The sequence below is a fragment of the Streptomyces sp. NPDC058086 genome (assembly GCF_042885015.1).
Taxonomy (GTDB): Bacteria; Actinomycetota; Actinomycetes; order Streptomycetales; family Streptomycetaceae; genus Streptomyces.
Genome location: NZ_JBHVST010000041.1, coordinates 36,901 through 63,171 on the forward strand (window position 1 = coordinate 36,901; position 26,271 = coordinate 63,171).

19 protein-coding genes and 1 pseudogene are annotated in these 26,271 nt (G+C 71.2%); 9 read left to right on the plus strand and 11 right to left on the minus strand.

Going from position 1 to position 26,271, the window contains the following annotated elements; translation table 11 throughout:
* Positions 1–52: 52 nt before the first annotated feature.
* From ACFVWD_RS28645 to ACFVWD_RS28660, 4 genes are all read right to left on the minus strand, one after another.
* Positions 53–2,800, minus strand: coding sequence for an AAA family ATPase (locus ACFVWD_RS28645; RefSeq protein WP_389600177.1), 2,748 nt, complete (start codon positions 2,798–2,800; stop codon positions 53–55).
* 102 nt (positions 2,801–2,902) lie between these two features.
* Complete coding sequence (locus ACFVWD_RS28650) at positions 2,903–5,038, minus strand: putative bifunctional diguanylate cyclase/phosphodiesterase (RefSeq protein ID WP_389600179.1); 2,136 nt, start codon at positions 5,036–5,038, stop codon at positions 2,903–2,905.
* Positions 5,035–5,847, minus strand: coding sequence for an SAM-dependent methyltransferase (locus ACFVWD_RS28655; RefSeq protein ID WP_168513967.1), 813 nt, complete (start codon positions 5,845–5,847; stop codon positions 5,035–5,037). The genes ACFVWD_RS28650 and ACFVWD_RS28655 overlap by 4 nt, the downstream gene beginning before the upstream one ends.
* Before the next feature lie 512 nt (positions 5,848–6,359).
* Positions 6,360–7,307: an SCO0930 family lipoprotein gene (locus tag ACFVWD_RS28660; RefSeq protein ID WP_389600180.1), complete on the minus strand. Its 948-nt coding sequence runs from the start codon at positions 7,305–7,307 to the stop codon at positions 6,360–6,362.
* 282 nt (positions 7,308–7,589) lie between these two features.
* On the opposite strand from ACFVWD_RS28660, the gene ACFVWD_RS28665 reads away from it, so the two are divergent.
* The 3 genes from ACFVWD_RS28665 (at position 7,590) to ACFVWD_RS28675 (ending at position 9,751) form a co-directional block, all read left to right on the plus strand.
* Positions 7,590–8,150, plus strand: a complete 561-nt coding sequence (locus tag ACFVWD_RS28665) for a hypothetical protein (RefSeq protein ID WP_389600182.1) — start codon at positions 7,590–7,592, stop codon at positions 8,148–8,150.
* A gap of 16 nt (positions 8,151–8,166) precedes the next feature.
* Entirely contained in the window at positions 8,167–8,931 is a 765-nt protein-coding gene (locus tag ACFVWD_RS28670; RefSeq protein ID WP_389600184.1) for a hypothetical protein, read from the plus strand.
* Positions 8,932–9,154: 223 nt separating this feature from the next.
* The gene (locus ACFVWD_RS28675) at positions 9,155–9,751 is read left to right on the plus strand and encodes a hypothetical protein (RefSeq protein ID WP_389600186.1); all 597 of its coding nucleotides are present in this window, start codon (positions 9,155–9,157) and stop codon (positions 9,749–9,751) included.
* Between the two features lie 121 nt (positions 9,752–9,872).
* Here ACFVWD_RS28675 and ACFVWD_RS28680 read toward each other — a convergent pair whose 3' ends face one another.
* Entirely contained in the window at positions 9,873–10,271 is a 399-nt protein-coding gene (locus ACFVWD_RS28680; protein ID WP_389600238.1) for a hypothetical protein, read from the minus strand.
* An 844-nt stretch (positions 10,272–11,115) separates the two neighbouring features.
* Here ACFVWD_RS28680 and ACFVWD_RS28685 point away from each other — a divergent pair.
* Entirely contained in the window at positions 11,116–11,778 is a 663-nt protein-coding gene (locus tag ACFVWD_RS28685) for a class F sortase (protein WP_389600187.1), read from the plus strand.
* Between the two features lie 109 nt (positions 11,779–11,887).
* Here the strand turns inward: ACFVWD_RS28685 and ACFVWD_RS28690 are convergent, their stop codons facing one another.
* Together ACFVWD_RS28690 and lysX are read right to left on the minus strand one after the other, a co-directional pair.
* Positions 11,888–12,724 (minus strand): polysaccharide deacetylase family protein, encoded by an 837-nt coding sequence (locus ACFVWD_RS28690; protein ID WP_389600189.1) that lies wholly within the window; start codon positions 12,722–12,724, stop codon positions 11,888–11,890.
* 81 nt (positions 12,725–12,805) lie between these two features.
* Positions 12,806–16,093 carry a bifunctional lysylphosphatidylglycerol synthetase/lysine--tRNA ligase LysX gene (lysX, locus tag ACFVWD_RS28695; RefSeq protein ID WP_389600191.1) on the minus strand — a complete coding sequence of 1,096 codons (3,288 nt, stop codon included), beginning with the start codon at positions 16,091–16,093 and terminating at the stop codon, positions 12,806–12,808.
* 178 nt (positions 16,094–16,271) lie between these two features.
* Between lysX and ACFVWD_RS28700 the strand changes: the two genes are divergently transcribed.
* Positions 16,272–16,736 (plus strand): universal stress protein, encoded by a 465-nt coding sequence (locus ACFVWD_RS28700; protein ID WP_389600193.1) that lies wholly within the window; start codon positions 16,272–16,274, stop codon positions 16,734–16,736.
* Positions 16,737–16,784: 48 nt separating this feature from the next.
* Here ACFVWD_RS28700 and ACFVWD_RS28705 read toward each other — a convergent pair whose 3' ends face one another.
* Positions 16,785–17,939: a CapA family protein gene (locus tag ACFVWD_RS28705; protein ID WP_389600194.1), complete on the minus strand. Its 1,155-nt coding sequence runs from the start codon at positions 17,937–17,939 to the stop codon at positions 16,785–16,787.
* 241 nt (positions 17,940–18,180) lie between these two features.
* Between ACFVWD_RS28705 and ACFVWD_RS28710 the strand changes: the two genes are divergently transcribed.
* The 3 genes from ACFVWD_RS28710 to ACFVWD_RS28720 all read left to right on the plus strand — a co-directional run bounded on the left by ACFVWD_RS28710 (position 18,181) and on the right by ACFVWD_RS28720 (position 20,281).
* A complete protein-coding gene (locus ACFVWD_RS28710; RefSeq protein ID WP_389600196.1) occupies positions 18,181–18,720 on the plus strand; it encodes a sigma-70 family RNA polymerase sigma factor in 540 nt (179 codons plus the stop codon).
* Between the two features lie 152 nt (positions 18,721–18,872).
* The gene (locus ACFVWD_RS28715; RefSeq protein ID WP_095851206.1) at positions 18,873–19,388 is read left to right on the plus strand and encodes a hypothetical protein; all 516 of its coding nucleotides are present in this window, start codon (positions 18,873–18,875) and stop codon (positions 19,386–19,388) included.
* A 236-nt stretch (positions 19,389–19,624) separates the two neighbouring features.
* Entirely contained in the window at positions 19,625–20,281 is a 657-nt protein-coding gene (locus ACFVWD_RS28720; protein ID WP_389600198.1) for an anti-sigma factor family protein, read from the plus strand.
* Between the two features lie 28 nt (positions 20,282–20,309).
* On the opposite strand, the pseudogene ACFVWD_RS28725 reads toward ACFVWD_RS28720, so the two are convergent.
* The 3 genes and pseudogenes from ACFVWD_RS28725 to ACFVWD_RS28735 all read right to left on the minus strand — a co-directional run bounded on the left by ACFVWD_RS28725 (position 20,310) and on the right by ACFVWD_RS28735 (position 24,664).
* Positions 20,310–21,092, minus strand: a pseudogene (locus ACFVWD_RS28725) (DNA-formamidopyrimidine glycosylase family protein).
* A gap of 87 nt (positions 21,093–21,179) precedes the next feature.
* Positions 21,180–23,255 (minus strand): SpoIIE family protein phosphatase, encoded by a 2,076-nt coding sequence (locus tag ACFVWD_RS28730; protein ID WP_389600199.1) that lies wholly within the window; start codon positions 23,253–23,255, stop codon positions 21,180–21,182.
* Positions 23,256–23,356: 101 nt separating this feature from the next.
* A complete protein-coding gene (locus tag ACFVWD_RS28735; protein WP_389600201.1) occupies positions 23,357–24,664 on the minus strand; it encodes a DUF6777 domain-containing protein in 1,308 nt (435 codons plus the stop codon).
* A gap of 176 nt (positions 24,665–24,840) precedes the next feature.
* Here ACFVWD_RS28735 and ACFVWD_RS28740 point away from each other — a divergent pair, with 176 nt between their 5' ends.
* A complete protein-coding gene (locus ACFVWD_RS28740) occupies positions 24,841–26,262 on the plus strand; it encodes a lipase maturation factor family protein (RefSeq protein ID WP_389600202.1) in 1,422 nt (473 codons plus the stop codon).
* The last annotated feature ends 9 nt before the right edge of the window (positions 26,263–26,271 follow it).

Sequence of the window (26,271 nt, forward strand, 5' to 3'; positions counted from 1 at the left end):
GGTCGAATGACTGCGGTGACCGACGTAGGCCGGTGTCCGTGCGGGTCGGGACTCATCCACCTTCGATGGAATGCCCCGCCTGCGCCAGCGCGTCCCGCAGCGAGGCCCGCGAGGAGATGCCGAGCTTGGGAAAGACCCGGTAGAGGTGTGCCCCGACCGTGCGCGGGGAGAGGAACAGGCGGGCGCCGATCTCCTTGTTGCTCAGCCCGCTCGCGGCGAGCTCGGCGATCTGCCGCTCCTGCGCGGTGAGCGTGTCGGCCCTGCTCTCCGCGGCCCTGCCGACCGCCGCACCGGCCGCGCGCAGTTCGGCCCGGGCACGCCGGGCCCACGGCTGCGCGCCGAGTCGCTCGAACGTCTCGACGACCTCCTCGAACACCGTCCGTGCGGCCGCGCGCTCCCGGGCCCGGCGCAGCCACATTCCCTGTGCCAGGCGCACCCGGGCCAGCTCGAAGGGGAACTCCACTCCCGCGGGGTGAGCCACCGCCCGTTCGAACGCGGCCCGGGCTCCCGTGTCGTCGGCGGTCATCGCCAGGGCGGCGGCGGTGAGGAAGTCGAGGTGCGGCGAGATCGCGGGCAGTCCCTGGTCACGGGCGGCGAGGGCGTGGGCGCGGGCCTGGTCGGCGCGCCCGGTGTGCACGGCGGACTCCACCAGGTCCAGCAGGGTGCGTACGGCCTGCTGGGAGCAGGGCGTGAAGGCGCCCGGCGCGGTGAGGCCGCTCGCGTAGGCGTACGCCCCTTCGAAGTCCCCGGCCGTGAGGTGCATGGCGGCGCCGATGGCCTCGGCGAGCTGGGTGAGGTGGCCGACGCCGCGCGGGCGGGCCCAACGGTCGAGCCGGTTCAGCGCAGCGGTGGCCCGCTCGGTGTCGCCGCGCCAGGCGGCGATCAGGCCGAGGAAGCCGTGGTACTGGTGCTCGAACAGCGCGTAGCCATGGGCGGTGGTGAGCTCCAGACCGCGCTTGCCGGTGTGCTCGGCAGCCTCCCATGCGCCGCTGTTGATCTGATCGAGCATGACCAGCTGGAGCAGGGTCATCGCGTTGGTGACCGCCCCGCTGCCCGCCTCCCGGTCGGCGACGCGGCGCACCAGCGGACGATGGTCGCCGAGCGCGTCGAGGTAGTACGCCGCCACCCCGAGCCGCATGACGTCCCACGGCTGCTCCTCGCCCAGCCGCGCGAACGCGTCCTGGACTCGCTCCCGCGCGCCCGCTCCACGCCGGGCGACATCTCCGAACGCGTCGCGGTAGAGCAGGGTCGAGGGGTCGGTCGCCGCGACGTCCACCAGCGTGTCGGTGACCGACCAGAGGGCCGGGTCGGCGGAGAACAGGCTGATGGCCAGCAGCAGGTTGAACAGCCGGGTCCGGATCTCCTCAGAGGTGTCCGCCGGCAAGGCATCGAGCGCGGCGGCGACACGGCGGTGGGCGGATCGGACGTCGCCGTCCTGGTAGAGCGCGGCGTACGCCGAGGTGATCACAGCGGTGGGCGACTGGTGGGTGCCGACCAGCCGGTCGGAGGCCTCGCGCAGTTCCTGTGCCTGGTCGAGCAGCGCGGACTGGGCCGCCACGTACGCGGCGTCGCCCAGCCGGCGGGAGCGTGCCGCGGCACCGGGGCTGAGTTCGGCGGCGCGGGTGAGCAGGGCGACGGCGGACGCGGCGCCGCCCCGGGCCGTGGCAGATCGGGCGGCGCGCTCCAGGACGACGGCGACGGCCTCGTCGGGGTCGACCGTGGCGGCCGACAGATGGGCGGCGTGGCGTTCGATGTCCGCGCGGTGCAGCCGGGCCAGTTCCGTGTGCGCGGCGCGCCGTTCGTTGGGTGTCGCCGACTGCAGCAGCGCGGAGCGGACCAGCGGGTGCCGGAATACGAGACCGGCCCGGCCGCCGCCGGCCGTGTCCGGGGTGAGCAGCCCGGCGGCCACGGCCCCGTCGGCCTCGCTCATCCGGTAGCGGGCCCGGTCGGCGGGCGAGGGTGAGGCGCCGGTACCGACGCCGTCGAGCGCGGCCCGCAGCAGCTCGGCGCGTTCGCCGGGAGCGAGGGTCTTGATCCGGTCGCCGTAGAGGTGTTCCAGCCGCCGGGAGAGCGGCAGTTCACCGGGCTCCGCGCCATGGGTGGTGCCCTCGTCGAGGGCGCGCGGCAGTTCCAGCAGGGCGAGCGGGTTGCCCTGTGCCTGATCGAGGACCTGGCGGCGGACGGCCTCCCGCAGGTGCGGGGCGTGTGTGTCGAGGAGGGTCGCGGCCGCCGCGGCCTCCAGCGCGGGGACGGCCAGCTCGGGCAGTCCGGCCGCGTCCCAGGCGGAGGGGATGTCCTCCCGTACGCCGATGGCCATCCGTACGGCGTGCGCGGACAGGCGGCGGGCGATGAACCGGCCCACCTCGGCGCTCTGCGGGTCGAACCAGTGCGCGTCGTCGACGACCACCAGCAGGGGTACGTCTCCGGAGGCCAGCGCCAGCAGATCGAGTACGGCGATGCCCAGGGCCATCACGGAGGGCGCCTCGCCCGTCGTACGCCCGAACACGGTGTCGAAGGCGGCCCGGGTGACCCGGTCGAGGCCGGCGGCCCCCGGGAGCAGCGGGTACAGCAGCTGGTGCAGGCCCGCGAACGGCAGCTGCGTCTCGGCCTCCACGCCGGCCGCGCGGACGACGCGGTGTCCGAGCGCGGTGGCGTGCGCGGCGGCCGCGTCCAGCAGGACGCTCTTGCCGACGCCCGCCTCGCCGCGCAGCAGCAGGGCCCGGCCGTCGGGCGACGCGGCCAGCCGGGAGAGCTCGGCGAGCTCCGCCTCCCGGCCCACGATCGGCCGCTCGTCCGCCATGTGCCCACTCCTCCCCCGAGTTCACCCGACACCGCCGCCGGTCACGGGAGCACGGACAGCGGCGTGGTCTCCGTTCCAGGAGACCACGCCGCGCCCGATGCATCAGCCTGTCGCGTCCACGAGCGCCAGCTCGTGGAGCCGCTCCGGTGGGCCGGGGCGGGCGTAGTACCAGCCCTGGGCCGTGTCGCAGCCCAGTATCCGCAACTGCTCGGCCTGTGCGCCCGTTTCGACGCCTTCCACGGTGACCGCGAGGTCGAGGCTGTGGGCGAGTGAAACGATCCCCTCGACGATCTTGAGGTCGACGGGGTCCGCCGGGAACTGCTGCATGCCCTGGGTGAAGGAGCGGTCCAGCTTGAGGATGCTCACGGGCAGTCGGCGGAGGTTGGCGAGGTTGGAGTAGCCGGTGCCGAAGTCGTCGAGGGCGATGTCGACGCCCATCTCGGCCAGGCGCCGCAGCGGCTTCAGCAGATCGTCGTCGGCGCCGATCAGCGCGGACTCGGTGACCTCCAGGCAGAGTGCCTCGGCGTCGAGACCTTCACGCTCCAGGATGTCGACCGTGTCCTGGACCAGGCCCGGGTGGGTCAGCTGGCAGGGCGACAGGTTGACGTTGATCCGCAGCGAGCCCGCGTCGGCGTGTCGTTCCTGCCACTGGCGGGCCTGGCGGACCGACTGCTCCAGGACCCAGCGGCCGAGCGGCACGATCAGCCCGGTGTGCTCGGCGAGCGGGATGAACCGGTCGGGGCCGAGGACCCCGTGCTGCGGGTGCAGCCAGCGCACCAGCGCCTCCGCGCCGTGCACGCTGCCGTCACCGAGGTGCACGAGCGGCTGGTACTCGATGAAGAACTCGCCCCGGTCCAGGGCCGCGGGCAGTGCCGTGGTGAGCCCGTGCCGGGTGATGGCGCGGGCGTCGGCCTCGGGGTCGGCGAGCTCGAAGCGGTTGCCGCCCGCGGACTTGGCGCGGTACATCGTGATGTCGGCGCTGCGCAGCACCTCCGCCGGGCCGCGCTCGCCCGCCGGGCCCTCGACGATGCCGATGCTGCCGCGGACGGTCAGTTCCCGGCCGTCGATGCGGACCGGGGTGACGAGGGCGTTCATGATGCGGTCGGCGAGCGCGTCCACCTCGCGCTCGGTGTCGGGCCCGGTGGTGAGGGCCACGAACTCGTCGCCGCCGAGCCGGGCGACCATCTCGCCGGGCGCGGTCGCGCAGGACTGCAGCCGGTCGGCGACCTCGACGAGCAGCCGGTCGCCGGCCGCGTGCCCGAGGCTGTCGTTGATGGTCTTGAAGCCGTCGAGGTCGAGGTAGCACAGGCCGAAGCGCTGGTCGTTGCCCGCGGACAGTGCCTTCTCCAGGCGTTCGAAGAAGAGGGTCCGGTTGGGCAGGCCGGTGAGCGCGTCGTGGGTGGCCTCGTAACGCAGCCGCAGATTGAGCAGCCGCCGCTCGGTGGTGTCCTCCATCAGCGCGAGCTGGTACTGCGGCCGGCCGTCCGCGTCGCGCAGCAGGGACACCGTCAGGTTGGTCCACAGGGCGGTGCCGTCGGGCCGGTAGAAGGCTTTTTCGACGTGGTAGTGCTCGCGCTCGCCGCGTACCAACTCCTCGTACAACCGCCAGACTTGGGGCGCGTCCTCGGGATGTGTCCACTCGGGGACCTTGCGGCCTCGCACACCCTGCTCGGAACCGCCGAACATACGCAGCAGGGCTCCATTGACCTGCAGTATGTTGCCTTCGAGGTCGGCGATGCCGATTCCTATCGCCGCGCCCTCGAAGACCGCGCGGAACCGGGCCTCGCTCGCGTGCAACGCCTCGGCCACCGTGCTGCGCGCGTTCAACGCCGCCTGGGAGATGGCCTCCTGCTCGGCGAGCGTCCGCTCCCGCAGTGCCCCCGCGTAGCCCGCCGCCATGGCGTGCTGCAGGCGCGCCGAGCGGGTCCGCAGGGCCTCCTGGGGCCCGTCCTCGCCGCAGTAGAGCACCAGATAGGCGTCGACGCAGTCGAGGCTGCGGCTGAGCGCCTCGGGGTCGGTGCAGTGTGCGGCGACGAGCGCGGCGCCGACCGTCTGGACCGCGGCGGCGTCGAAGGTCCTCGCCTTCAGCGCGTCGCTCAACCGCCGGGCGAGCGGCAGGAGTTGCTGCTCGAGCTCCGGCCGGGTCAGCGACGTGGAGGTGACCGGGAAGACCGCCCGGCTCCAGATCGTCGCGAACCTGTGCAGTCTGTCCTCCGGCCCGTCCGGTTCGCCCGTCACGCCGTGCGCCCCACACCGGCGAACCCCGAGAAGGAATAGGGATCCTCGTCCTCGGGTGCCGTGTCGGGCCGCCAGATCGGCATCGGCACCAGACCGGGTTCCACCATGTCGTACCCCTCGAAGAACCGCGCGATCTCCTCGCGCGAGCGCATGATCAGTGGGTTGCGGATGTCCTTGTACACGTCGACCGCGCCCTCGGCCCGCTCGGGCGAGAGCGGGATTCCCTCGTACGAGGCATGCGTGAGCACGAGCAGGCTGCCCGGCGCCAGCGCGTCGCGCAGCTCGGCCACCGCACCGTACGGGTCGTCCGCGTCCTCCACGAAGTGCAGTATGGCAACGAGGAGGAGGGCCACCGGACGGTTCAGGTCGATCAACCGCTGCACCTGGGGGGTCGCCAGGATCTCCTGGGGCTTGAGCAGATCGGCCGCGACCACGTCCGCGTCCTCGTTGTCCCGCAGGACCGCCTGGCTGTGCGCGACGGCCACCGGGTCGTGGTCCACGTACACGACGTGCGCGCCGGGCCTGGCCGTCTGGGCGATCTCGTGGACGTTGCCGAAGGTCGGGATGCCGGAGCCGATGTCGAGGAACTGGTCGATGCCCTCGTCGGCCGCGAAACGCACGGCACGGCGCATGAACGCCCTGTTCGCCTGCATGATCTTGGGCAGTCCCGGCATGAACTCCATCGCCTTGCGCGCGGCTTCCCGGTCGACCTCGAAGTTGTGCGAACCGCCCAGGTAGTAGTCATAGATACGGGACACGCTCGGCACCGAGATGTCAATGCTGCGGGGGGCCCAGGCGGGACGCTCCATCTATCTCTCCAAGGCGTAGTCGACGACGTAGGCGATCCGGTGTTCGAGCTGAGGCTACTGATCGTCCGCCAAAGGAGCGAGTCAAAACGGAAATTGACCGTCCGTTCACCGTCACTGCCTCGGGCATGTGCCGAATTGGCGCCCGGTGCAGGTCAGTCGAACACGCCGTCCGCTGTCACCGCGAAATCGATGCGAAGCATTCCAAAAAGTTCGTGGGAGTTACGAAGCGTCGCGACGGTATCAGGGGGTCGGGTATCCCCGGTGTGGAAAACTTCAGGGCGTTCGTACGGCAAGTGAACCGCGCCGTGAACCGCGCGCCCCGCGTGGTCCGAACCACGCACCCCGCCCGTTCCGGTATGCCAAGCGGTCCGCCCCCTCCGTGCGGTGCGGAGGGGGCGGACCCGGGTCGTACGCGTTGTTCCGTTCGTCCGGCACACTTGCCAGTCCTGGTCCACTCCCTTCCGCGATCCGTTGTTCCGGGCGAGATCGATCAACCCTGGGGAGGTGATCCTCTACTTCGGCGCGCCGACCGGCTTCCCGTCGGGGGCGACGGCGTACCAAGTACCGCCCACGCCCTGACCGTTGGTGTCCCCGGCGGCCTTGTCACCGGAGAAGGTGTAGATGGGCCAGCAGTTGACGGTCATCTGCTTGGCGCCGTCCGGGCGGGTGAAGCCCATCAGGCCCTTCTTCTTCACGCCCTTGGTGTCACTGGCGGAGACCGGGGCCACGACGGGCCACTTCTCCAGGCAGGCACCGGTGCAGGCGGACTTCGGGACGGGCCAGGCCTGGTCCTTCAGGAAGCGGTAGACCGTCCTGCCGTTCTTGTCGACGATGATCTCGCCGAGCTTGGGGTCGTTGCGGGTCGACAGGCCCGGCAGGGAGGCCAGGGTCGCCTTCTTGCCATCGGGGGCGGAGGCGTACCAAGTACCGCCGACGCCCTGGCCGTTGGTGTCACCGGCCTTGGTGTCCTTGGCGTACCGGTACATCGGCCAGCCGCCGATCGTCAGCTGCTTGGTGCCGTCCGAGCGGGTGACCTCGCCGAGCAGGGTCTTGTCCACACCGGTGGCGGCCACGGCGCCGTCGGCGGGAACGGGCGGCCAAGCGGTCGCGCAGTCGCCGTCGCAGTTCGACTTCGGCGGCTCTGCGGTGTCCTTCTCGAAGCGGTACAGGGTGAACCCGGCGCTGTCGGTCAGCACCTTGCCGAGCGTCGTGCTTTCCGCGACGGCCAGCTGACCTGCGGATTCCGCCTTGGGGGCGGCACTCTGCTGGTCGGCGCCGTAGCCGTTGGGAGAAGTGGTGCTGCTGCTGGTTGCCTGACCGTAACCGTTGGCAGCCGCGGCGGCGCCCACGTTCTGGCTCCCCGTCGACTGGGTGCCCGATTCCTGACCGCACGCCGTCGTGAGCGCCAGCATGGCCGCAGCTGTCGCTACGAGTGAGGCGCTCCGCCAGGAGGTCTTCATTGGGTAACTCCCACTGTTCGCATTAAGGGTTGCAGCGCCCTGCTGCGCCGCGCATGGCCCTAGGTACGGGTGGGAGTGGCGGATGTGTTCAACGGCCGCACAAAAAACTTTCCGCACGCTGTGACACACCCCACGCCGACGTGTTTCTCGTGCATCTGTGCCCACCCCGGTGGCCGTGTCCCGCGGGGGCGTCAAACCGGTCCGAGCCGGACGTCCTTCGTTCGGGGGCAATACCCCTCAGCTCCGGCGTGCCCGGGCGTCGCACGCCTCATGATCTCCGTCGTGCATGGACCACAGCGGACCCGGTCCGCCCTAGTCATACGGGTGTTGGCGCTGCTGACGCTGACCTGGATCATCGGCGGCGCGCCGGCCTCGGCGGCGGTCGCCGACTCCTGCGCGTACGCCTCCATCGGCCCGGACGGCACGGACGCGGTGGCGGTGGCCGGCGACGGCCTCTGCACCATCAGCCCGCCGCCACCCTCGCCGTCGCCCCCACCGGCTCCGAAGCCACCTCCCCCACCACCCCCTGCGCCTCCGCCCAAACCCAGGCCCAAGCCCCCGCCACCGCCTCCGCCCGCCTCGCCGACCCCGCGGCCTCCCGTCGTGGCGCCACCGCCGAGGCCGGCACCCCCGCCGGCGCCGAAACCGAAGCTCACACCGACACCGACGCCCTCGCCCACGCACAAGGCGCGCCCCAAACCGTCGGCGACCCCGGTGAGTTATCCGGCCTACCGCGCCCCGACGCGCAAGCACTCGCCCCGCAGCGGACCGTCCCTGGTCTCGCTCACCCTGCTCGTCACCGTGCCCGCGTTGCTCGCCGTCGCGGCGCTGCGTCCGCGCTGATCCCCTGGAGGCATCCTTGTCGGAATGGCTTGTTCTCGTCCTCGCGATGGCGGCGGCGTGTGTCGTCGTCCTCGTCGTGTCCCTCGTACGCACCCGCCGGGCCCCCGAGGACGAGGATCCGTCCGAGACCCCGGACGTGATCGAATACATGACCATGATGATCGGCGTGGTCTACGCCATCGTCCTGGGACTGGCCATCGCCGGTGTCTGGGAGGCCCGCAGCGCCGCCCAGGACCATGTGAAGGCGGAGGCCCAGGCCCTGCACGAGATCTCCGAGCGGGTCCGCGTCTACCCGCCCGACGTGCGCGACCGTATCCGCGGCGACGTCGGCGCTTACGTCGGATACGTCGTCAAAACCGAGTGGAAGACAATGGCCGACCACGGCCATGTCACCGCCGAGGGAGGCCGGCTCTTCGAGGTCGTCCGTCAGGACGTCAGCGACTACAAGCCGAGGTCGGACTTCGAGGCCCAGGCCTACCAGCCGCTGGTCGACCAGGTGACCGCGGCCGACGCGGCACGCAACGCCCGCGCCGACTCGACGGACGCGACCATGCCGGGAGTGGTGTGGTTCGGGCTGATCACCGGAGCCGTGGTCACCATCGGGATGGTGTTCGCGCTCCAGATCAGGCGCACCAAGCGGGAACTGATCCTCGCCGGGCTCTTCTCCGCCCTGATCGCGTTCCTGCTCTTCCTGATCTGGGACTTCGACGCGCCTTACAGCCGGGGGATCGCGGCTTCGGCGGAACCGTTCACGGCGCTGTTCCCGCACCTTCCGAAGTGACGGTCCTCCTTCAGGGACCGGAGGACCGGGGGACGGACGCCACGCCGCGTCCGTCCCCCGGTCGCGCCTGCGCGTTCCCCCGTACGGCCCACACGGTTACCCCATTCGCGCTACTGCGATCGCGCCCACGTGCACGCCTTCCTAGCGTTTCGAACATCGAGGCGCATTTCAGACGCAGGCGGAAGGTCCGCAGCAACGCTCCTCGGGGACCCGGAGGCTCACCATGCACGCGATACGCGTCGCTTCGGCCGCACTGCTGGGCGTGAGCGCCCTCACCCTTTCCGCAACCGCCGCTCTCGCCGGAAACGGCGACGCAAACAGTGACGGCGGCCGTGACAGTGGCCGTGACAGTGGCCGGGGCAACAACAACATCACCTCGTTCGGCTTCAACGTGCAGCCACAGAGCATCGCGGCGGGCGGCCGGCTCCGGCTGACCGCGGAGAGCTGCGACTCCGTCGCCAGGGTCTCCTCGGGAGTCTTCGACACGGTCACGATCCCCAAGGGCCAGTCGTCGACGACGGCCCTGATCGACAGGGACGCCAGAGCGGGCGCGGTGTACCAGGTGACGTTCCAGTGCGGCAACGAGAGCGGCCACACCGAGCTGACCATCGCCCCCGGCCGCTCCGACACCAACTACTCCGACCCGGCCCAGGTCCAGGTCCCCGCCTCCGTGCAGCGAGGTGTCAAGGCCGGTGTCGGCGGAAGCTCCGGCGGTGGCTTCGACCTCAAGGAGATCGGCCTGGGAACCGCGCTCATCGCCGGCTGTCTCGGCACCGCGTGGTCCATGACGCGCCGCCGCGTCACGGACGAGGAGTCCTGATCGCTCGCCACGCGCAGCGCCGCTCGCCCCGGATCTCGGCGAGGATCTCGGCGAGAAGGTCCGGGGCGAAGGCCTGTCACACGGGGTCTCCGCAGGGAACTGCCAAGGATGACGGCACCGATCAGATTCGCCGCTCGGACCTGCGGCGCAGCCAGAACAGCCCACCGCCGACGACGCCGGCGGTCAGCAGTCCGCCGCCGATCGCGATGTCGGCGGGCGCCGGTCCGCCGACGCTGCCACCGAGACCACCGCTGACACCGCCGATGACGGTGAAGGCCGCGGGTCGGGTCAGTCTTCGGCCGTCACAGCGGGCCGTGATGTCGTACGACCCCGGGCGCGCGCCACGGTCGACGATGACCGTCGCGATGGACGTGTCGCCGCCCACCGGGCGCAGCAGGGTGGTGCGGAAGGCCCGCGAGGAGACCGTACTGCCGGGCCGCTCGCACGCTTCGCCGTTCACGGTGATCGACAGCTGGCCGCCCCGCGCGATGACTCGGGGCCGGACGACGATGTTCCGCACCTCGTGACGGCCGAAGTCATCGAAGCGGCCGTTGTCATTGAACCGACCGAAGTCATCGAAGCGGCCGTTGTCATTGAACCGGCCGTTGTCGTTGAAGCGGCCATTGTCGTTGAACCGACCGTTGTCGTTGAACCGACCGTTGTCATTGAAGCGACCGTTGTCACCCGGGCGGCCGCCACCGACCACGCCACCGCCGCCGATCACCACGCCACCGCCGCCGACCACGCCACCGCCGCCGACCACCCCGCCACCGACCACGCCACCGCCCACCACGCCACCGCCGCCGACCACCCCACCGCCGCCGACCACTGCGCCGCCGTTGTTCAGCCCTGTGCCGTTGCCCGGTCCACCGGGGTTGCCCAGTGGCTCGTTGCCGCTCGGCTCGTTGCTGCTCGGCTCGTTGTTGCTCGACTCATTGCTGCCCGGTTCATTCGATGCCGTCGCCGCCGGGGCGGCGAGCCCCACCGCGGCGACCACGGCGGCAGAGACCGCCAGGGCACGAGTTGTACGCATGTGATCCTCCGCGGAAGACGCCCCGGGAACCGTCCCCGGTCGATCGGCGAGAAAGCGCCTCCCATACAGACCCTCAGATGCGGCGCACAGGGACGCATTTCGAGAATGGTCCGTCCTGGTGAGAAGACACGCCGAAGGATTTCCACACAATCGGATATTGCCGCAGGTCACGGACCGTCAGAAATTTCCTGCCCTCGGCAACTCGGATGGCTCACCACGCGGAGGCCCGACACCCGTTCGCCCGCGCCCCGTCGCCTGCCGGGCATGCTGCACTTAGCGTTCTGGTATGCGCGACGGACGCGGCGACGGACGCGTCGAGAGGGGATTGCGAATGTTTGCGTCCGAGGTGGCCGAAGAGGAGGAGCGACAGAAGAAGCGCGCCCCGTGGGGCGTGATAGCGCTTGTTCTGCTGACCGGCCTCGCACTCATTCGGAATGGTTCCGGTGAGTTCGACGTGGGCCCTCCGCAGCCCGCGACGGCGGCGGCAGCGGACAGCAGGACACCCGTCGCCACCTTCTCCAACGGGCCCGCCGCGTTGCCGTACTCCGTGGTGGACCGGGTCAGGATCCCGGCGATCCAGGTGGATGCCCCGGTCGTGCCGGTGGGTCTCGACTCGGCCGGCTGGGTCGCCGCGCCGCCGCCCGACAACGCCAATCTCGCGGGCTGGTTCACCGGTGCGGTGTCGCCCGGCGAGAAGGGCACGGCCGTGATCGTGGGCCATGTGGACAACATGCAGGGTCCGGCCGTCTTCTATGGGCTCGGTTCCCTCAAGAAGGGAAACCGGGTCGAGGTTCAGCGAAGGGACGGGAAGACCGCCACATTCGAGATCTACGGCGTCGACGTATTCGCGAAGAACAACTTCCCCGGTGACCGGGTGTACGGCAGCAAGGGCACCCCGGAATTGCGGGTCATCACCTGCGGAGGCGGTTTCTCCAAGCAGCACGGCTACGACGGGAACGTCGTCGTGTTCGCCCGCCTGGTCGACGTCCGCTGAAACTCCCCGCCGAAGGGCCCGGGCAGTGATCCCGGGCCCTTCGGCGGAGTCGGGGGCGACCGCGACCGCGACCGCGCCCGCTCCCCGCTCCCCGCTCCCCGCTCCCCGCTCAGAAGTCCTGGCGGTGCGGCACCGTGAGGTGATAGCCGGAGTCGAGGAGTTCGGGCAGGTAGTCGCGCAGGGCGCGGACGGTCTGGGAGCGGTCGCCGCCCGCGTCGTGGGAGAGGACGACGACGCCGGGGGCGGCGCCCTCCTCCACCCGGTCGACGATGGTGGCGGTGCCCGGGGTGGCCCAGTCGAGGCTGTCGACCGTCCAGGCCATCGGTTCCATGCCGAGGTCTGCGCCGATCTGGAAGGTCGCCCGGTTCCAGGCCCCATAGGGCGCGCGGAACCAGACGGGCCGTTCACCGTAGGCGTCCTCGATGACATCGCTGGTACGCGCGATCTCGGAGCGGATCTCGGAGCGCCGGAGCTCGGTCAGCAACGGGTGCGTCCAGGTGTGGTTGCCGACGACGTGCCCGTCGTCGGCCATCTCGGCCAGCAGGTCCTTGTTGTCGACGGCCATCTCCCCGCAGACGAAGAACATCGCCCGTACCTCGTGCTTGCGCAGGGTGCGCAGAATGCTCGGGGTGTAGCGCGGATCGGGTCCGTCGTCGAAGGTCAGCACCATCGTGTGGCCGCGCCCGCTCACCCGCATGATCGGCTCACGCCGGACAGCGGGCTTGCCGGGCGTCCGGCTCGACGGAGCGAATCCGGTCATCGGCTCGAGGCGGTACGCGGAGGGCTTGAGTGCCCGGCGCGCCTGCGGGCCCCCGGCCACGGGTGCGCCGCCCACCGGGCTCGCGGCCGGATCGGCGGTGAGGAGGCGGGCCGTGCCCGCCGCCCCCAGGACGGCGACACCTGCGATCAACGCCCGGCGCCGCGTGAGCATCTTATCCTTTTTCATGACTAATCAGTCGCCCAGCGGAGGCACGACGCGGCTGAGCAACACCGGTGCGGACTCGGGAAAGCACCCGTTGGGACCAGCTCAGCGCCGACGCACCAGGGGGAACGGCAATGTCTCCCGAATCGTCAGCCCCGTGAGGAACATGACCAGCCGGTCCACGCCGATGCCGAGCCCGCCGGTCGGTGGCATCGCGTACTCCAGCGCGTCGAGGAAGTCCTCGTCGAGTTCCATCGCCTCGGGATCTCCCCCGGCGGCCCGCAGCGACTGCGCGGTCAGCCGCCGCCGCTGCTCCACGGGGTCGGTCAACTCCGAGTAGGCGGTGCCCAGTTCGGTGCCGAAGGCGACGAGGTCCCAGCGCTCGGCGAGGCGCGGGTCGGTGCGGTGCTGCCGGGCGAGCGGGGAGACTTCGGTCGGGAAGTCCTTGTAGAACGTGGGCAGCAGGGTCTTCTCCTCGACCAGTCGTTCGTACATCTCCAGTACGACGTCGCCCTGTCCGTCGTCCGGCCGATACGGCACTCCCGCACCGTCGCACAGCCGGTGCAGGTCCGGCAAGGACGCGCCGGGATCCACCTCCTCCCCCAGGGCCTCCGAGATCGCGCCGTGCACCGTCTTGACCGGCCACGGGCCGGAGATGTCGTACTCGGTGCCGTCCCTGCGGGCGACGGGCGCGCCGAAGGCGGCGGTCGCGGCGCCCTGGATCAGTTCGCGGGTGAGGTCGAGCATCACGTCGTAGTCGGCGAACGCCTGGTAGGCCTCCAGCATGGTGAACTCGGGGTTGTGCTTGTAGGAGACGCCCTCGTTGCGGAAGGTGCGCCCCATCTCGAAGACCTTCTCCAGGCCGCCCACGCACAGCCGCTTGAGGTAGAGCTCGGGGGCGATGCGCAGATACATGTCCAGGTCGTAGGCGTTGATGTGGGTGGTGAACGGGCGGGCGTTGGCGCCGCCGTGGATCTGCTGGAGCATCGGCGTCTCGACCTCGAGGTAGCCCCGGTCCAGCAGGCCCTGGCGCAGCGCCTGTACGGCCGCGGACCGGGCCCGCAGGACCTCGCGGGCGTCGGGGCTGGACACCAGGTCGAGATAGCGGCGGCGCACCTTCGCCTCGGGGTCGGCGAGGCCCCGGCGCTTGTCGGGCAGCGGGCGCAGGCATTTGCCGGTGAGCTGCCAGGAGGAGACGAAGAGGGTCGGTTCGCCCAGGTCGCTGACGCCGGCGAGGCCCTTCGCGGTGATGTGGTCGCCGATGTCGACGTCCTGGCGGAAGCGCTTGAGCTCGGGTCCGGACTCCAGCCGGGTGAAGGCGAGCTGGAGATCGCCTGACCAGTCACGCAGGACGGCGAACACGATCCCGCCGAAGTCGCGTACGAGGACGACACGCCCGGCGACGGTCACGTGCTGTCCCACCGGTCCCGCACGGACCTCGGCGAGGGTGTGCGTGCGGGACGGGACGCCCACCGGGTAGGGGTCGACTCCGCCGGCGCGCAGCCGGTCGAGTGTGCGGTGGCGCAGGCGGATCTGTTCGGGCAGGGCCGCGGTCGGATCGGTGGCCGGGGTCTCCTCGCCCTCGCCGAGGCCGAGGGCCGACAGCGAGGGCAGGCCCGCGGTGCTCGCGGGCTGGGGTCCGGTCCTGGGGTGCCCCTTGCCCCAGAGCTTGCGCAGCGAGGGCACGGAGACGAAGCCCTCGGCGATGCCGGACGCCAGACCGATGCGGGCGAGGGAGCCGGTGTCGCCGTAACAGATGAAGCGGGGGTACCACTCGGGCTGGAATTTGGCGTTGGACCGGTAGAGGGCCTCCAGCTGCCACCACCGGGAGAAGAACAGCAGCAGTCCGCGCCAGAGCCGGAGCACCGGCCCCGCGCCGATCCGGGCGCCCTCCTCGAAGACCGACCGGAACACCGCGAAGTTGAGGGAGATGCGGCGTACGCCGAACGTCCCGGCCGCCGCGCACACCTCGGCGACCATGAACTCCATGACGCCGTTCGGGGCGCTGCGGTCGCGGCGCATGAGGTCGAGCGAGATGCCGTCCTTGCCCCAGGGCACGAAGGACAGCAGCGCGAGGAGCTTGCCGTCGGGCGTCAGGGCCTCGACGAGCAGGCAGTCGCCGTCCGCGGGGTCGCCGAGCCGGTCCAGGGCCATGGAGAAGCCGCGCTCGGTCTCGGTGTCGCGCCAGGCGTCCGCCTTGTCGATGAGCTCCTCCATCTCCTCGTCGGTGAGGCTGCAGTGGCGGCGTACCCGGCAGGTGGCGCCGGTGCGCCGTACGCGGTGCACGGCCTGGCGCGTGACACGCATGTCGCGGCCGTCCAGATCGAAGCCGGCGACGTGCAGGATCGCCTCGTCGCCGAGTTCGAGCGCGCCGAGCCCGGCGCGCGCGAAGGCCTTGGCGCCGTCCTCGGAGGCGCCCATGACGGCGGGCGCCCAGGCGTAGCGGCGGGCCAGGTCGAGCCAGGCCTCGATGGCGTGCGGCCAGGCCTCGCGGTCGCCGACGGGGTCGCCGCTGGCCAGGCAGACGCCGGCCTCGACGCGGTAGGTGACGGCGGCCTTGCCGCTGGGTGAGAAGACGACGGCCTTGTCGCGGCGGGTGGCGAAGTAGCCGAGGGAGTCGTCGGCGCCGTACGCCCGCAGGAGGGCACGGATGCGGACCTCCTCGTCGCCGCGCAGGGCCGCCTCCAGGCGCTGGGAGCGGAAGAGCGTGGCGACGGCGTTGAGCTGGGCGAGGGCGCCGAGGAGGCCGAGGACGAAGAAGAGCTTGCGGGGCGGGCGCCCGCTGAACGAACTGCTGGGGACCAGCCCGCCGCACACCCGGCTGGCCGCCCACAGCAGCCGTTCTTCCGAGGCCAGCGTGCCGGGGAACAACTCGACCAGGCCCCAGCCGATCAGGATCGCCACGGCGAGTCCGACGAGCAGTACGGCGAGGGCGCGCCATACGGCGCCGCGCCGGGAGTCGGCGTAGAACTCGCGGCGCGCCACGATCAGGAGCACCAGCAGCAGTCCGCAGGCGACGAAGGACGGCAGCGACTCGGCGTACAGGCCCATCGACAGGCCGACGATGTCGAAGAAGACCAGCAGGCCGAGGTAGACGACGACCAGCCACCAGGCGACCTTCTTGCGGGCGGCGGTCGCGGCGGCGAGCAGGAAGAGGAAGACGGCGTACGCGAGGTTGGCGCTGACCGGGACGATCAACAGGTCGAGGAAGGCCACGGCGGGGTGCAGCAGACGGCGCACGGGGGCGAAGAAGGCCAGCAGGACGCACAGCAGCGAGAGGGCGCCGAAGAAGGCCGCGAAGCCTTCGGGCACCTTGCTGAGGAAGCCGACCCGGGACGGCGGTACGGGACCCGTGACGTCCCTCGGTCCGCGGGCCTCCACGGTGGCGCTCATGGTGTCGACTCTAGGAAGCCCCGGCCGGACCCGCCCGTCGAGCGCCCTGCCCCTCGTCGCCGACGCGCAGGGCGGTCGTGGCGGGCCGTGGCGGCGGACACTTCACCCGTTCCGCCCCATGCGGTGCGCCACGGGCCCGCCCTGCTCCCGACCTGCGGCTTCCGATAGCCTCGGTGGTGTGGCGGAACAGCAACCCTCGCACCGGTTCGAGCGTGGCACGGACGGTCCCAAGGTCATCGTCGTCGGCGTGGACGGCTCCGAGTCGTCGCTGCGCGCGGCGGCCTACGCCGCCGGGCTGGCCAGGCGGCAGCACGCGCTGCTCGCCCTCGTGTACGTGCAGCCCGTCATGGCCGCCGGAGCGGCGTTCGGGGCGCCGGTCGCCGAGACGACCGACCGGATCGCCGAGGACCTCATCGCGCAGATCCGAGAGGCCACCGAGCAGGTCAAGGACATATTCGCGGTGCGCTGGGAGTTCCACACCTTCCGTGGCGATCCCTACAACGGTCTGGTGACGGCGGCGGACGAGTTGAAGGCGGACGCCGTGGTGGTCGGCGCCTCCGAGCAGGCGGGGCACCGGATCATCGGGTCGGTGGCGATCCGGATGGTGAAGGCGGGCCGCTGGCCGGTCACGGTCGTCCCGTAGTCCCCGTAGTCCCCGTAGTCCCCGTAGACCTCAGGGACTCCGTGGGTCCTATTGCCCCATCATCAGGCCGTCGTGAGCGGCGCCGCGGCTGAGCACCACGTCACGGATGCGGTCGCGTACGCCGGCCAGGTCGGCGCCTTGGGCCAGAGCCGCGTTGACGTCGACGACCCGCCCGGCGTCGACGTCGAACACCTGCGGCACGAACTCCGCCTTCGTGACCTCCCAGCGGTCCCCCCTGTGCGCGGGCGGGGCGAAGGTGAAGCGAGCGAGGGTGCTCTCGTTGCCCCGGGAGTCCTGGAGGCCTTGGCGGTTGAACATATCGCCCGCGATCTGGTCGCCCATCCCGTAGACGACCCACGTGCCGTTGACCTTCTCGTACGCCTGCGGGACACGCGCGTGCGTACCCAGGATCAGGTCGATGTCGGGCCGCCCGTCCGTGCGGGCGGCGGTGAGCTCCCGGCCCAGTGTCACCTGCTGGGTGTCGGGCTGCTCCTGCCATTCGGTGCCCCAGTGCAGGGACACGACGACGACGTCGGCGCCCGCCTTCCTGGCGGCCCGGGCGTCCGCGAGGATCCGGTCGCGGTCGATGAGGTTGACGCTCCACGGCTGCCCCTGAGGCATCGGGGAGCCGTCCGTGCCATAGGTGTAGGCGAGGTGGGCGACCGTCGCGTTGCCCGCGCGCAGGAGAGTGGGCACGTACGCCTCCTGCGCCGTGCGCGCCGATCCCGCGTGCCGTACGCCCGCGAGGTCGAGGGCGTCCAGAGTGCGCCGTACGCCCGCGGCGCCGTCGTCCAGGGAGTGGTTGGAGGCGGTGGAGCAGGCGTCGTACCCGGTCGCCGCGAGCCCGTCGGCCACCTGCGGTGGAATCTTGAAGGCCGGGTTACCGGTGCGGTTGCCGTCGGACCCGTACACGGTCTCCATGTGACAGATCGCCAGGTCGGCGCCGGAGACGAGGGGTTTCACCCCTTCGAACATCGGCAGGAAGTCGTACCCGGTGCCGCCCGCGTCGGCGTTCGCCCGCTCGGTGACCGAGGTGTGCGCCAGCACGTCGCCGGAGGCGACGAGGGTGAAGTCGTGGGGGGTGAGGGGCGCGCCGGGGTGCGCAGTGCTGCGGGCCGACGGTTGCTGGTCGGCCCTGCAGCCGGCGCCCACGACGAGTACGGCCGCGAGCGCGATGCCGGCCAGTCGACTACGTGTGATCATGCCCAGCCTCGATGTAGTCATATTTAACTAGGAAGTGAGGCAAATCCACCCAATCGAGAGAGTAGAGTCAAGGAGCGACGCGCACCCGTAGCCCGTCCGGCCCTCGGGGAACTGCCCGTTGGGGCGCCACCGGGCCCCGCTGAACCGTTCACCGCGCCGTTCACCGACGGCATCGACCGCCCACCGCAGACCCGTGCCCCGGCCCTGTCCCAGCGGAGCGGCACCCGCTGGCATACAGGCCATGACGGCCGGAACCACCACCAAGACGACCGCCGAACACGAGTTGGCCGCGCTGCAGCGCGAGCACGGCCGGCCCCTCTTCGCCCTGCTCCTGCGACTCTCCGACGGCGACCGCCAACGCGCCGAGGATCTGCTGCAGGAGACGTTCGTCCGCGCCTGGCAACACCCCGAGGCGCTGCGCGCCGACGACTTCGACTCCGTACGTCCCTGGCTGCTCACCGTGGGACGGCGGCTCGCGATCGATGCGCGGCGGGCCCGCCAGGCGCGTCCGCCGGAGGTCGGGGGCGCGGTGCTGGACAGCGCGCGGGTCTGCGCGGATCACGCCGAAAGGTCGGCGGCGACGCTCGATGTGCGGGAGGCTGTGAAGACACTCACTCCCGAGCACCGTGAAGTCCTGGTGCTGGTGTACTTCCAGGGGGCGAGTGTGGCGGAGGCCGCCGCGGCGCTCGGAATTCCGCCCGGTACCGTGAAGTCTCGTGCGTACTACGCACTGCGCGCCCTGCGCCGGGTTCTTCCGGGATACGCGGCCGACCTGCGGTGAAACCGAAGGCCGAGTCAAACCTCCGTAAAGCGCCTTGCTGAGGACCATGGTTGAGCAATCAGCTGTCCTCATCCGTGTTCCGGATTGGGGGGAAACCCCCAAGGGCTCGGGATCGGGCGACGCGCACGCAAACCGGAGGAAGGCAGGAAGGGATGCTGCACAGAGGCCAAGAGAGCACGGACGGCACCGGCGGTGGGGAACTCACCGTCCCCATGGCGTGGTTGTACGCCGAGTACATCGCCGACGAGCTGCTGCGGACCGGCGACCTGATGCCGCCCACGTCCTTCGAGTTCCGCGCCGGGCGTGACGCCCTGGCACTGACCATCTTCCTCTCCGACACCGACGGCGAGCTCTCGGGCATCCGGGTCGTCTCGCAGTTGGAGACCTGGCTCTCGCTGACGGCGTACGACCAGCCGTGGCAGGACTGGGTGCGCGAGCACATGGCGCGGCGCTCGGCCGAGGCGGTCGAGTCCGGCGGCCCCGCTCCGGACCTGGAACTGGCGACGGCGGCCTGGCGCTGGCTGGAGGAGACCGAACTGCTCGCCCCGGACCTGGACGCCGTGCCCGGCGGCGGGCCGATCCCGGGCGAGGACGACGGTCCGAAGGTGTGGACACCGGCCTGGCGGCTGGGCCTGCCCCTGGGGCATCTGGCGATCCATCTCTTCTGATCGCCACGACCGGGCGGACCGCCGGTAACCCCAGTTCATGGCTCCGCGCTCCGCCAAACAAGTTTTCCGCACAACTTTTTTCGGGCTCGCACCAATCCGCGAGCCCACCCGCTCCGAATGTCTTGGCCGCGATTCCGAACGAGTCTTGAGTGATTCGACGGTCTGGTGCGTACCCGTGGGCAACAGCAACACCACTCCCACCCCCGCACCATCGCCACGAGGATTCGGTATTCGGTATGAGGTCCCTGGAACGGCATCGCGACGTCGGCGCCTACGCGCTCGGCGTGCTGGACGAGGCGGAGGCGTTCCGCTTCGAGGATCACCTCATGGAGTGCCCCCAGTGCGCGGCGCACGTGAGTGAGTTCAGGCCCGCCACGCGGCAGCTGATGCTGTACCGGCACGCCACCCCGCGCTCCGTGCACCCCTTCGCCGCCCCCGGGCCGCGCCTGATGGACAAACTCCTCACTGAGGTGGCGACCCGGCACCGGGCCGGACGCAGGCGCTGGCTGTACGCGGTGGCCGCCGCCGTGGTGCTCGCGGTGGGCGGTCCGTCGATCGCGATGGTCACGTCGCACGGCTCCGGGTCACAGACGGCCGCGGTCGCGTCGACGGACGCGCAGACCGGCGTATGGGCCAAGGTCACCACCGCGGACCGGATCTGGGGCAGCCAGGTCGAGGTCGAGGTCAAGGACGCCGGGGGCCCGCGCCCCTGTCAGCTCGTCGCCATCGGCAAGGACGGTTCGCAGCAGACGGTGACGAGTTGGATGGTGCCCGCCCACAACGGCGAGTCGACCACCCTGCAGGGCGGCGCCGCACTCAAGGCCGACGAGATCAGCCGGTTCGAGGTGCGCACGACGGACGGCAAGCACCTGGTGACCGTCACGCCCCACTGATCCCGGGCTGTTCCCCGCTGCTCCCGGGCTATTTGAGCAGCCGGGACAACCGGCGGTCCGCGAGTGGCCTGCCTCCCGTCCGGCAGGTCGGGCAGTACCGCAGCGAGGAATCGCTGAAGGAGACCTCGCGCATGATGTCGCCGCACACCGGGCACGGCTCACCCGTTCTGCCGTGCACCCGGGGCCCGCTCTTCTTCTCCGCCTTGAGGCGCCCCGCCGCCAGACCGTGGGAGCGCTCCACGGCCTCGGTGAGCGTGGACCGCAGCGCCTCGTAGAGACGGGTCGTCTCCTCGGGGGTCAGTGAGGCGGCCGGCTTGGAGGGGGACATCCTGGCGGCGTGCAGGATCTCGTCGCTGTACGCGTTTCCCACGCCGTCGATCAGGCTCTGGTCCCGGAGTGCGCCCTTGAGTTGGCGGCGCTCACCCGCGAGCAGCCGGGCGAACCGTGCCTCGTCGAAGTCGGCGGCTGGGGGTCCCCCAGGCTCTTCAGGCACTGGGGGAGGGTCGGGACCGAGGCGGGCCACGCCGGGGATCTCCGCCGGGGCGGGGCGGGCCGTCGGGCAGCGTGTCCTTCCCGTGCAGCCGGCCCGCGCGGGCCAGGTGGGTCACGAAGCGCAGTCCGTCGGCCTCGATGTCGAGGAACTTGCCGGCCGGCGCACTGCGGTCACCTCGCGGCCCTCGAAGGCGGTGACGAGCGGATCGTAGGTCTTCAGGGCACTGATGGCGACGGGCAGCACGCGCACGGCCTCGCGGCCGACGAGATGGTCGGCCAGGAAGTCCTTGAGCGCTTCGACCTCTGGCAGTTCCGGCATGGCTCCAGAGTGCCAATCCCCACCGACAACACCATCCGGACCACCCACCTCTTGAGGCAACGCCGGCCGGTCCCCCGCGACAGTCGGTCAGTCCCGTTCCGGGACCAGGAACTCGCACCACACGCACTTGCCGCCGCCGCGTGCCTCCACGCCCCAGACATCGGCGAGGCGGTCGACCAGCAGGAGCCCGCGGCCGGAGACGCCGGACTCGCCCGCCTCTCGGCGGCGCGGCAGGGCGCTGGAGGAGTCCTCGACCTCCGCGCGCAGCCGACGGCCCGGGCCGCTGAGGACCCGCAGGGTGACGATCGCGGCGCCTTCGGTGTGGATGAGGGCGTTGGTGATCAGCTCGTCGGCGACCAGTTCGACTTCGTCGGCCCGCTCCGCACCGCCCCAGGCACGGACCGCGGCCCGGATCATGTGCCGGGCCTCGATGAGCGCCTCGGAGTCGCCGGGCGCGACATGCTGCTGGAGCCGCCCGCCGGACTGCTGGGGCCCGGGGCCGCGGCGGCGCAGCGCCAGCAGGGCCACGTCGTCGTCGCCGCCGCGTTCCTCCGCCACGTCGATGAGCCGGTCGGCAAGGTCACGTACGTCGTCCGGGCCCGAGCGGATCAGCTCCATGAGGGTGTGCATGCCCTCGTCGAGGTCGACGCCGGGCTGCTCGACGAGGCCGTCGGTGCACAGCATCAGTGTCTGCCCGGGGTCCAGTTCGACCGTGTCGACGGGGTATTCGAGGCGCCCGAACAAGGCGGACAGACCGAGCGGCAGGCCCCCTTCGACGGACTGCCGGCGGCAGGTGCCGTCGTTCTGCCGGATCAGCGGGTCGATGTGGCCGGCCCGCACCAGCTGGACGACTCCGGTGGACAGGTCGGCCTCCGCGTACAGGCAGGTCGCGAAGCGGTCGGTGTCGAGTTCGTGCAGGAAGACCGAGGCGCGGGCCATCACGGTGGCGGGGGTGTGCCCCTCGGCGGCGTAGGCCCGCAGCACGATCCGCAACTGGCCCATGACGGCGGCGGCATGGGTGTCGTGGCCCTGGACGTCCCCGATGACGGCGCCGACGCGGCCGCCGGGCAGCGGGATCACGTCGTACCAGTCGCCGCCGATGTCCCGGCCGAGGGAGGCGGAACGGTAGCGGACGGCGATGTCCGCGCCAGGCACGTTCGGTATGGAGCGCGGCAGCATGGCCTGCTGGAGGCCCTGCGCGAGGTCCTTCTCCTGCTCGTAGAACATGGCCCGCTGGAGGCTCTGGGCGATGCTGCTGCCGAGCGCGACGAGGACGTTGCGTTCCTCCGACGAGAAGCCGCGCCGGTCGTTGTAGAGCAGCCCCATCGCGCCGATGGGACGAGCCTGCGCGATGAGCGGCAGGTAGGCGGCCGAGGTGATCTTGAGGTCGGTGATGTGCGGCCACAGCATCGGATACGAATCGGCGAAGTCCTCGGGCGACTCGATGAAGCGCGGGGCGAGGGTACGTACGACCTCGCTCATCGGGTACTGCTCGTCGATGCGGGTGACCAGGGTGCCGGGGACGAAGCTGCCCTCGGGGCCCTCTGCGACCAGCCGTATGCGTCCGGCCTCGACCAGGCCCATGACCAGGCTCGTCGCGCCGAGGTGGGTGAGGCCGTGGGAGTCCTTGAGGACGTCGATGACGTCCTGGACGGTGCGGGCGTGGGCGAGGGCGGCCGTGGTGATCTGCACGACGTTCGTCTGCTGGCGCCGCGCCTCGTCCTGGGCCGCCTGTTCGCGGCGCGCCGCGCTCTCGCCGAGTTCCTGCGTGGCGTCGCGGACGATGCCGATGATCCGGCGTGGCCGGCCCGTCCCGTCGCGGCGGATGTAGCCCTGAGTGTGGGTCCAGCGCAGTGAGCCGTCGCGGCAGCGGATGCGGAAATAGGCGCCGTAGTTCTCGCTGCCGTCCTTGAGGGCGTGCGAGACCAGCGTGTCGAGACGGATCCCCTCGGTCGCGGGCACCCGCAGGGACAGGGTCTCGGGGCGGCCGTCGTACTCCTCGGGACGCACGTCGAAGACTTCGTGGGCCTGGGCGTCCATCTGCATCAGACCGGTGTCCAGGTCCCAGTCGAAGCTGCCCATGCGGTTGAGCGCCAGGATCGGATCCGGGTGGGCGGGCCAGTCGTCCGGGAGGGACAGGGCGCTCGCTCCCCGATCAACCATGCGCCCACCTTGCCAGCATTCGGCCAATTATTCGACTTCTGGGAAGTCCGGAATTCGACTTCGGGGGAGTCCGGATTCGGGCTCCCCCGATCACTCGGCGCTCAGCCGTCGAATACGTCGGTCGGGGCGTCGAAGACGGTGTCCGCATCGGGTGACTCGTCGGGGATCAGGCCACCGCCGTCGGGCAGGTCGGGGATCTCCGGAACGGTGTCGGGGCCGATCTCGTCCTCCGAGGGGTCCAGCGGGGCGAGGGGGTCCCGCGGGACGTTCCGGTCGGTCTCCGTGGAGGTGGGAGCGGGGGTCTGCGGCGCGAGGGGCGGCAGGGAGATATCGGGCTGTGGGGTCGTCGGAGCGGTCGGCGGGACCGTCGGGGGGGCGGTCGTGGTGGGCCGGGAACAGTCCGAAACCGCGGCCACCGGGGCCTCCGTCAGCGCCCCACCGTCCCGCATGCCCGGGGTTCCGTCCGGGGTGACGGTCAGGGTGGGCGTCACGCAGTCGGACGGCGGCTTGTCCGCGAAGGGGCCCGTCCGCGGGCTCTGCTCCGGAATCGCGCTCGGGCTCGCACCGGGGCGCGTACCGGGGCTCGTACCGGGGCTCGTGTCGGCACGACGGCCGGGGCTCGCGGCCGAGACCGGCGGCCGTAGGACGACGTCCCGGTGGCCGTCGTCGCCGATCCGCCGTTCGATCCACCTGTTGTCGACGATGTCGATGATCGTGATGTTCCTGATCGCCGTGGACGCCGGGGTCACCACGACAACGTTGCCAGGACGGAAACCGGACCAGGGCCGCCCCTGCGTGCCCGGGGTCGTCCTGGACACGACGGGCGGGTTCAGCGGATTGCCGCAGGCGCAGCGCACGCGCGGCATGCCCCGGTTGTCGACGAGGACCGCGGTGCCCCGCTGGAGGACCGACTGGAAGCTGGTCGCCCGGCCGTCGCGGAAGCCGTGGTCGGTGACCTGCGTGTCGGCGCGCAGCACGACCGAGGTCAGACCGCGCAGGAAGTCCGGGACGGCCGCCCGGGAGACGCCCGCGGCCTGCGCGAAGGAGCGCGCCCTGCCGGGTTCCGAGGCGAGGAAGCCGATCTGCTTCTCGACGTCACAGCTGCCGACGGCCCGGGTGCCGCCGTAGAGGCCGGGCGTGGAGCCGGAGAAGGAGCGCACGCCCTGCGGGGCGGAGCCACGGTTCGCGGGTGCCGCCGGGTACGGCATTCGGGTGACGGACGGCGAGTCGGCGGCCGTGGATGCGGTGAACGGGTCGGGACCACCGCCGGCGACCGACTGCAGGAAGACTTCACCGCCACCGGCCCCGGGCGCCGCGCCCTCGCCGCCCCGGCCGCCGCACCCGGCGACGAGGAGCGCCGCCGAGAGCGCGCAGGCCATGACGAAGGCTCGGGTGGGTATGTGCACCACGCTGTTCTCCTGTCGCACCACGTTCTCCCGTTGCACTGCTTCCTCCCGTTGCACCACGATCCCCCGGTCACTCAGGGCATTTCGTCCACTATTGTCTGCGCTGCCCAGTTGGCTCACGCAAGCGGAGACGGTCACCCAGCGTCACAATGGAAGCCGAGGGAAGAGGAGTGGCTCGCGTGGAGTGGTTCGTCGCCCCCGACTACTGGCTGAGCCGGCTGGTCTTCCAGCGGGCCCTGGCCGTGCTGTACCTCGTCGCCTTCCTGGACGCGGCGCTCCAGTTCCGTGCGCTGATCGGGGAGCGGGGGATGCTTCCGGTGCCGCGGTTCGTGGCGCGGGTCGCGTTCCGCGACGCGCCGAGCGTGTTCCACCTGCGCTACTCGGACCGCTTCTTCGCGGCCTGGGCCTGGGCGGGCTGCGCGGTGTCGGCGGCGCTGATCGCCGGCCTGGACCAGCGGCTCCCGCTCTGGGGGGCCATGGTGCTGTGGCTGGTGCCCTGGGCGATGTACCTGTCGATCGTCAATGTGGGCCAGACCTGGTACTCGTTCGGCTGGGAGTCCCTGCTCCTGGAGGTCGGATTCCTCGCCGTGTTCCTCGGCAACGACGAGGTGGCCCCGCCGGTCGTCGTCCTTTTCCTGCTGCGCTGGGTGCTGTTCCGCGTGGAGTTCGGCGCCGGGCTGATCAAGATGCGCGGGGACTCCTGCTGGCGGGAGCTGACCTGCCTCGACTACCACCACGAGACCCAGCCGATGCCGGGACCGTTGAGCTGGTTCTTCCACCACCTCCCCAAGCCCTTCCACCGGGTCGAGGTGGCGGCGAACCACTTCACCCAGCTCGTCGTGCCCGTCCTCCTCTTCGCCCCGCAGCCGGTATCGACGGCAGCCGCGTCGCTGATGGTCCTCACCCAGCTCTGGCTGGTCCTGTCCGGCAACTTCGCCTGGCTGAACTGGACCACCATCGTGCTGGCCCTCTCCGCGATCGAGTTCCCCACCACTCCCCCGCACGTGGCCGGCCCGCCCCTCTGGTATGAGATCGTGGTCCTCGCGGTCGCCACGGGCCTGGTGGCCCTCAGCTACCGCCCCGCCCGCAACCTGATCTCCCGACGCCAGGTCATGAACCGCTCCTTCGACCCGCTGCACCTGGTCAACACCTACGGCGCGTTCGGCAGCGTCAGCCGGGTGCGCCACGAGGTGGTCGTGGAGGGCACGGCGGATCCCCTGCCGCGGGAGGACTCGGAGTGGAAGGAGTACGAGTTCAAGGGCAAACCGGGCGATCTCCGCCACTGGCCGCGCCAGTACGCGCCTTACCATCTGCGGCTCGACTGGCTGATGTGGTTCGCGGCACTTTCCCCCGCGTACGCCGCTTCCTGGTTCACGGGCCTGGTCGAACGGCTCCTGGAGAACGACCGCGACACGCTACGGCTGCTGCGCCGCTCCCCGTTCCCTGCGGACGCCCCGCCCAGGTACGTCCGCGCCCGCCTCTACCGCTACCGCTACACGACGTGGCATGAGCTGCGGGAGACGGGCGCGTGCTGGCACCGGACGTATGTGCGGGAGTTCCTGCCGCCGATGCGGCTGGAGTGGGTGGATCAGAGCCGGTAGATCAGAGGC

What these genes read in the sequence shown, in the direction of transcription:
- ACFVWD_RS28645 (WP_389600177.1), bottom strand. Translation starts at nt 2,800, where the DNA reads ATGGCGGACGAGCGGCCGATCGTGGGCCGGGAGGCGGAGCTCGCCGAG.
- ACFVWD_RS28655 (WP_168513967.1), bottom strand. Translation starts at nt 5,847, where the DNA reads ATGGAGCGTCCCGCCTGGGCCCCCCGCAGCATTGACATCTCGGTGCCG.
- ACFVWD_RS28660 (WP_389600180.1), bottom strand. Translation starts at nt 7,307, where the DNA reads ATGAAGACCTCCTGGCGGAGCGCCTCACTCGTAGCGACAGCTGCGGCC.
- ACFVWD_RS28675 (WP_389600186.1), top strand. Translation starts at nt 9,155, where the DNA reads ATGCACGCGATACGCGTCGCTTCGGCCGCACTGCTGGGCGTGAGCGCC.
- ACFVWD_RS28685 (WP_389600187.1), top strand. Translation starts at nt 11,116, where the DNA reads ATGTTTGCGTCCGAGGTGGCCGAAGAGGAGGAGCGACAGAAGAAGCGC.
- ACFVWD_RS28690 (WP_389600189.1), bottom strand. Translation starts at nt 12,724, where the DNA reads ATGAAAAAGGATAAGATGCTCACGCGGCGCCGGGCGTTGATCGCAGGT.
- lysX (WP_389600191.1), bottom strand. Translation starts at nt 16,093, where the DNA reads ATGAGCGCCACCGTGGAGGCCCGCGGACCGAGGGACGTCACGGGTCCC.
- ACFVWD_RS28705 (WP_389600194.1), bottom strand. Translation starts at nt 17,939, where the DNA reads ATGATCACACGTAGTCGACTGGCCGGCATCGCGCTCGCGGCCGTACTC.
- ACFVWD_RS28710 (WP_389600196.1), top strand. Translation starts at nt 18,181, where the DNA reads ATGACGGCCGGAACCACCACCAAGACGACCGCCGAACACGAGTTGGCC.
- ACFVWD_RS28715 (WP_095851206.1), top strand. Translation starts at nt 18,873, where the DNA reads ATGCTGCACAGAGGCCAAGAGAGCACGGACGGCACCGGCGGTGGGGAA.
- ACFVWD_RS28720 (WP_389600198.1), top strand. Translation starts at nt 19,625, where the DNA reads ATGAGGTCCCTGGAACGGCATCGCGACGTCGGCGCCTACGCGCTCGGC.
- ACFVWD_RS28730 (WP_389600199.1), bottom strand. Translation starts at nt 23,255, where the DNA reads ATGGTTGATCGGGGAGCGAGCGCCCTGTCCCTCCCGGACGACTGGCCC.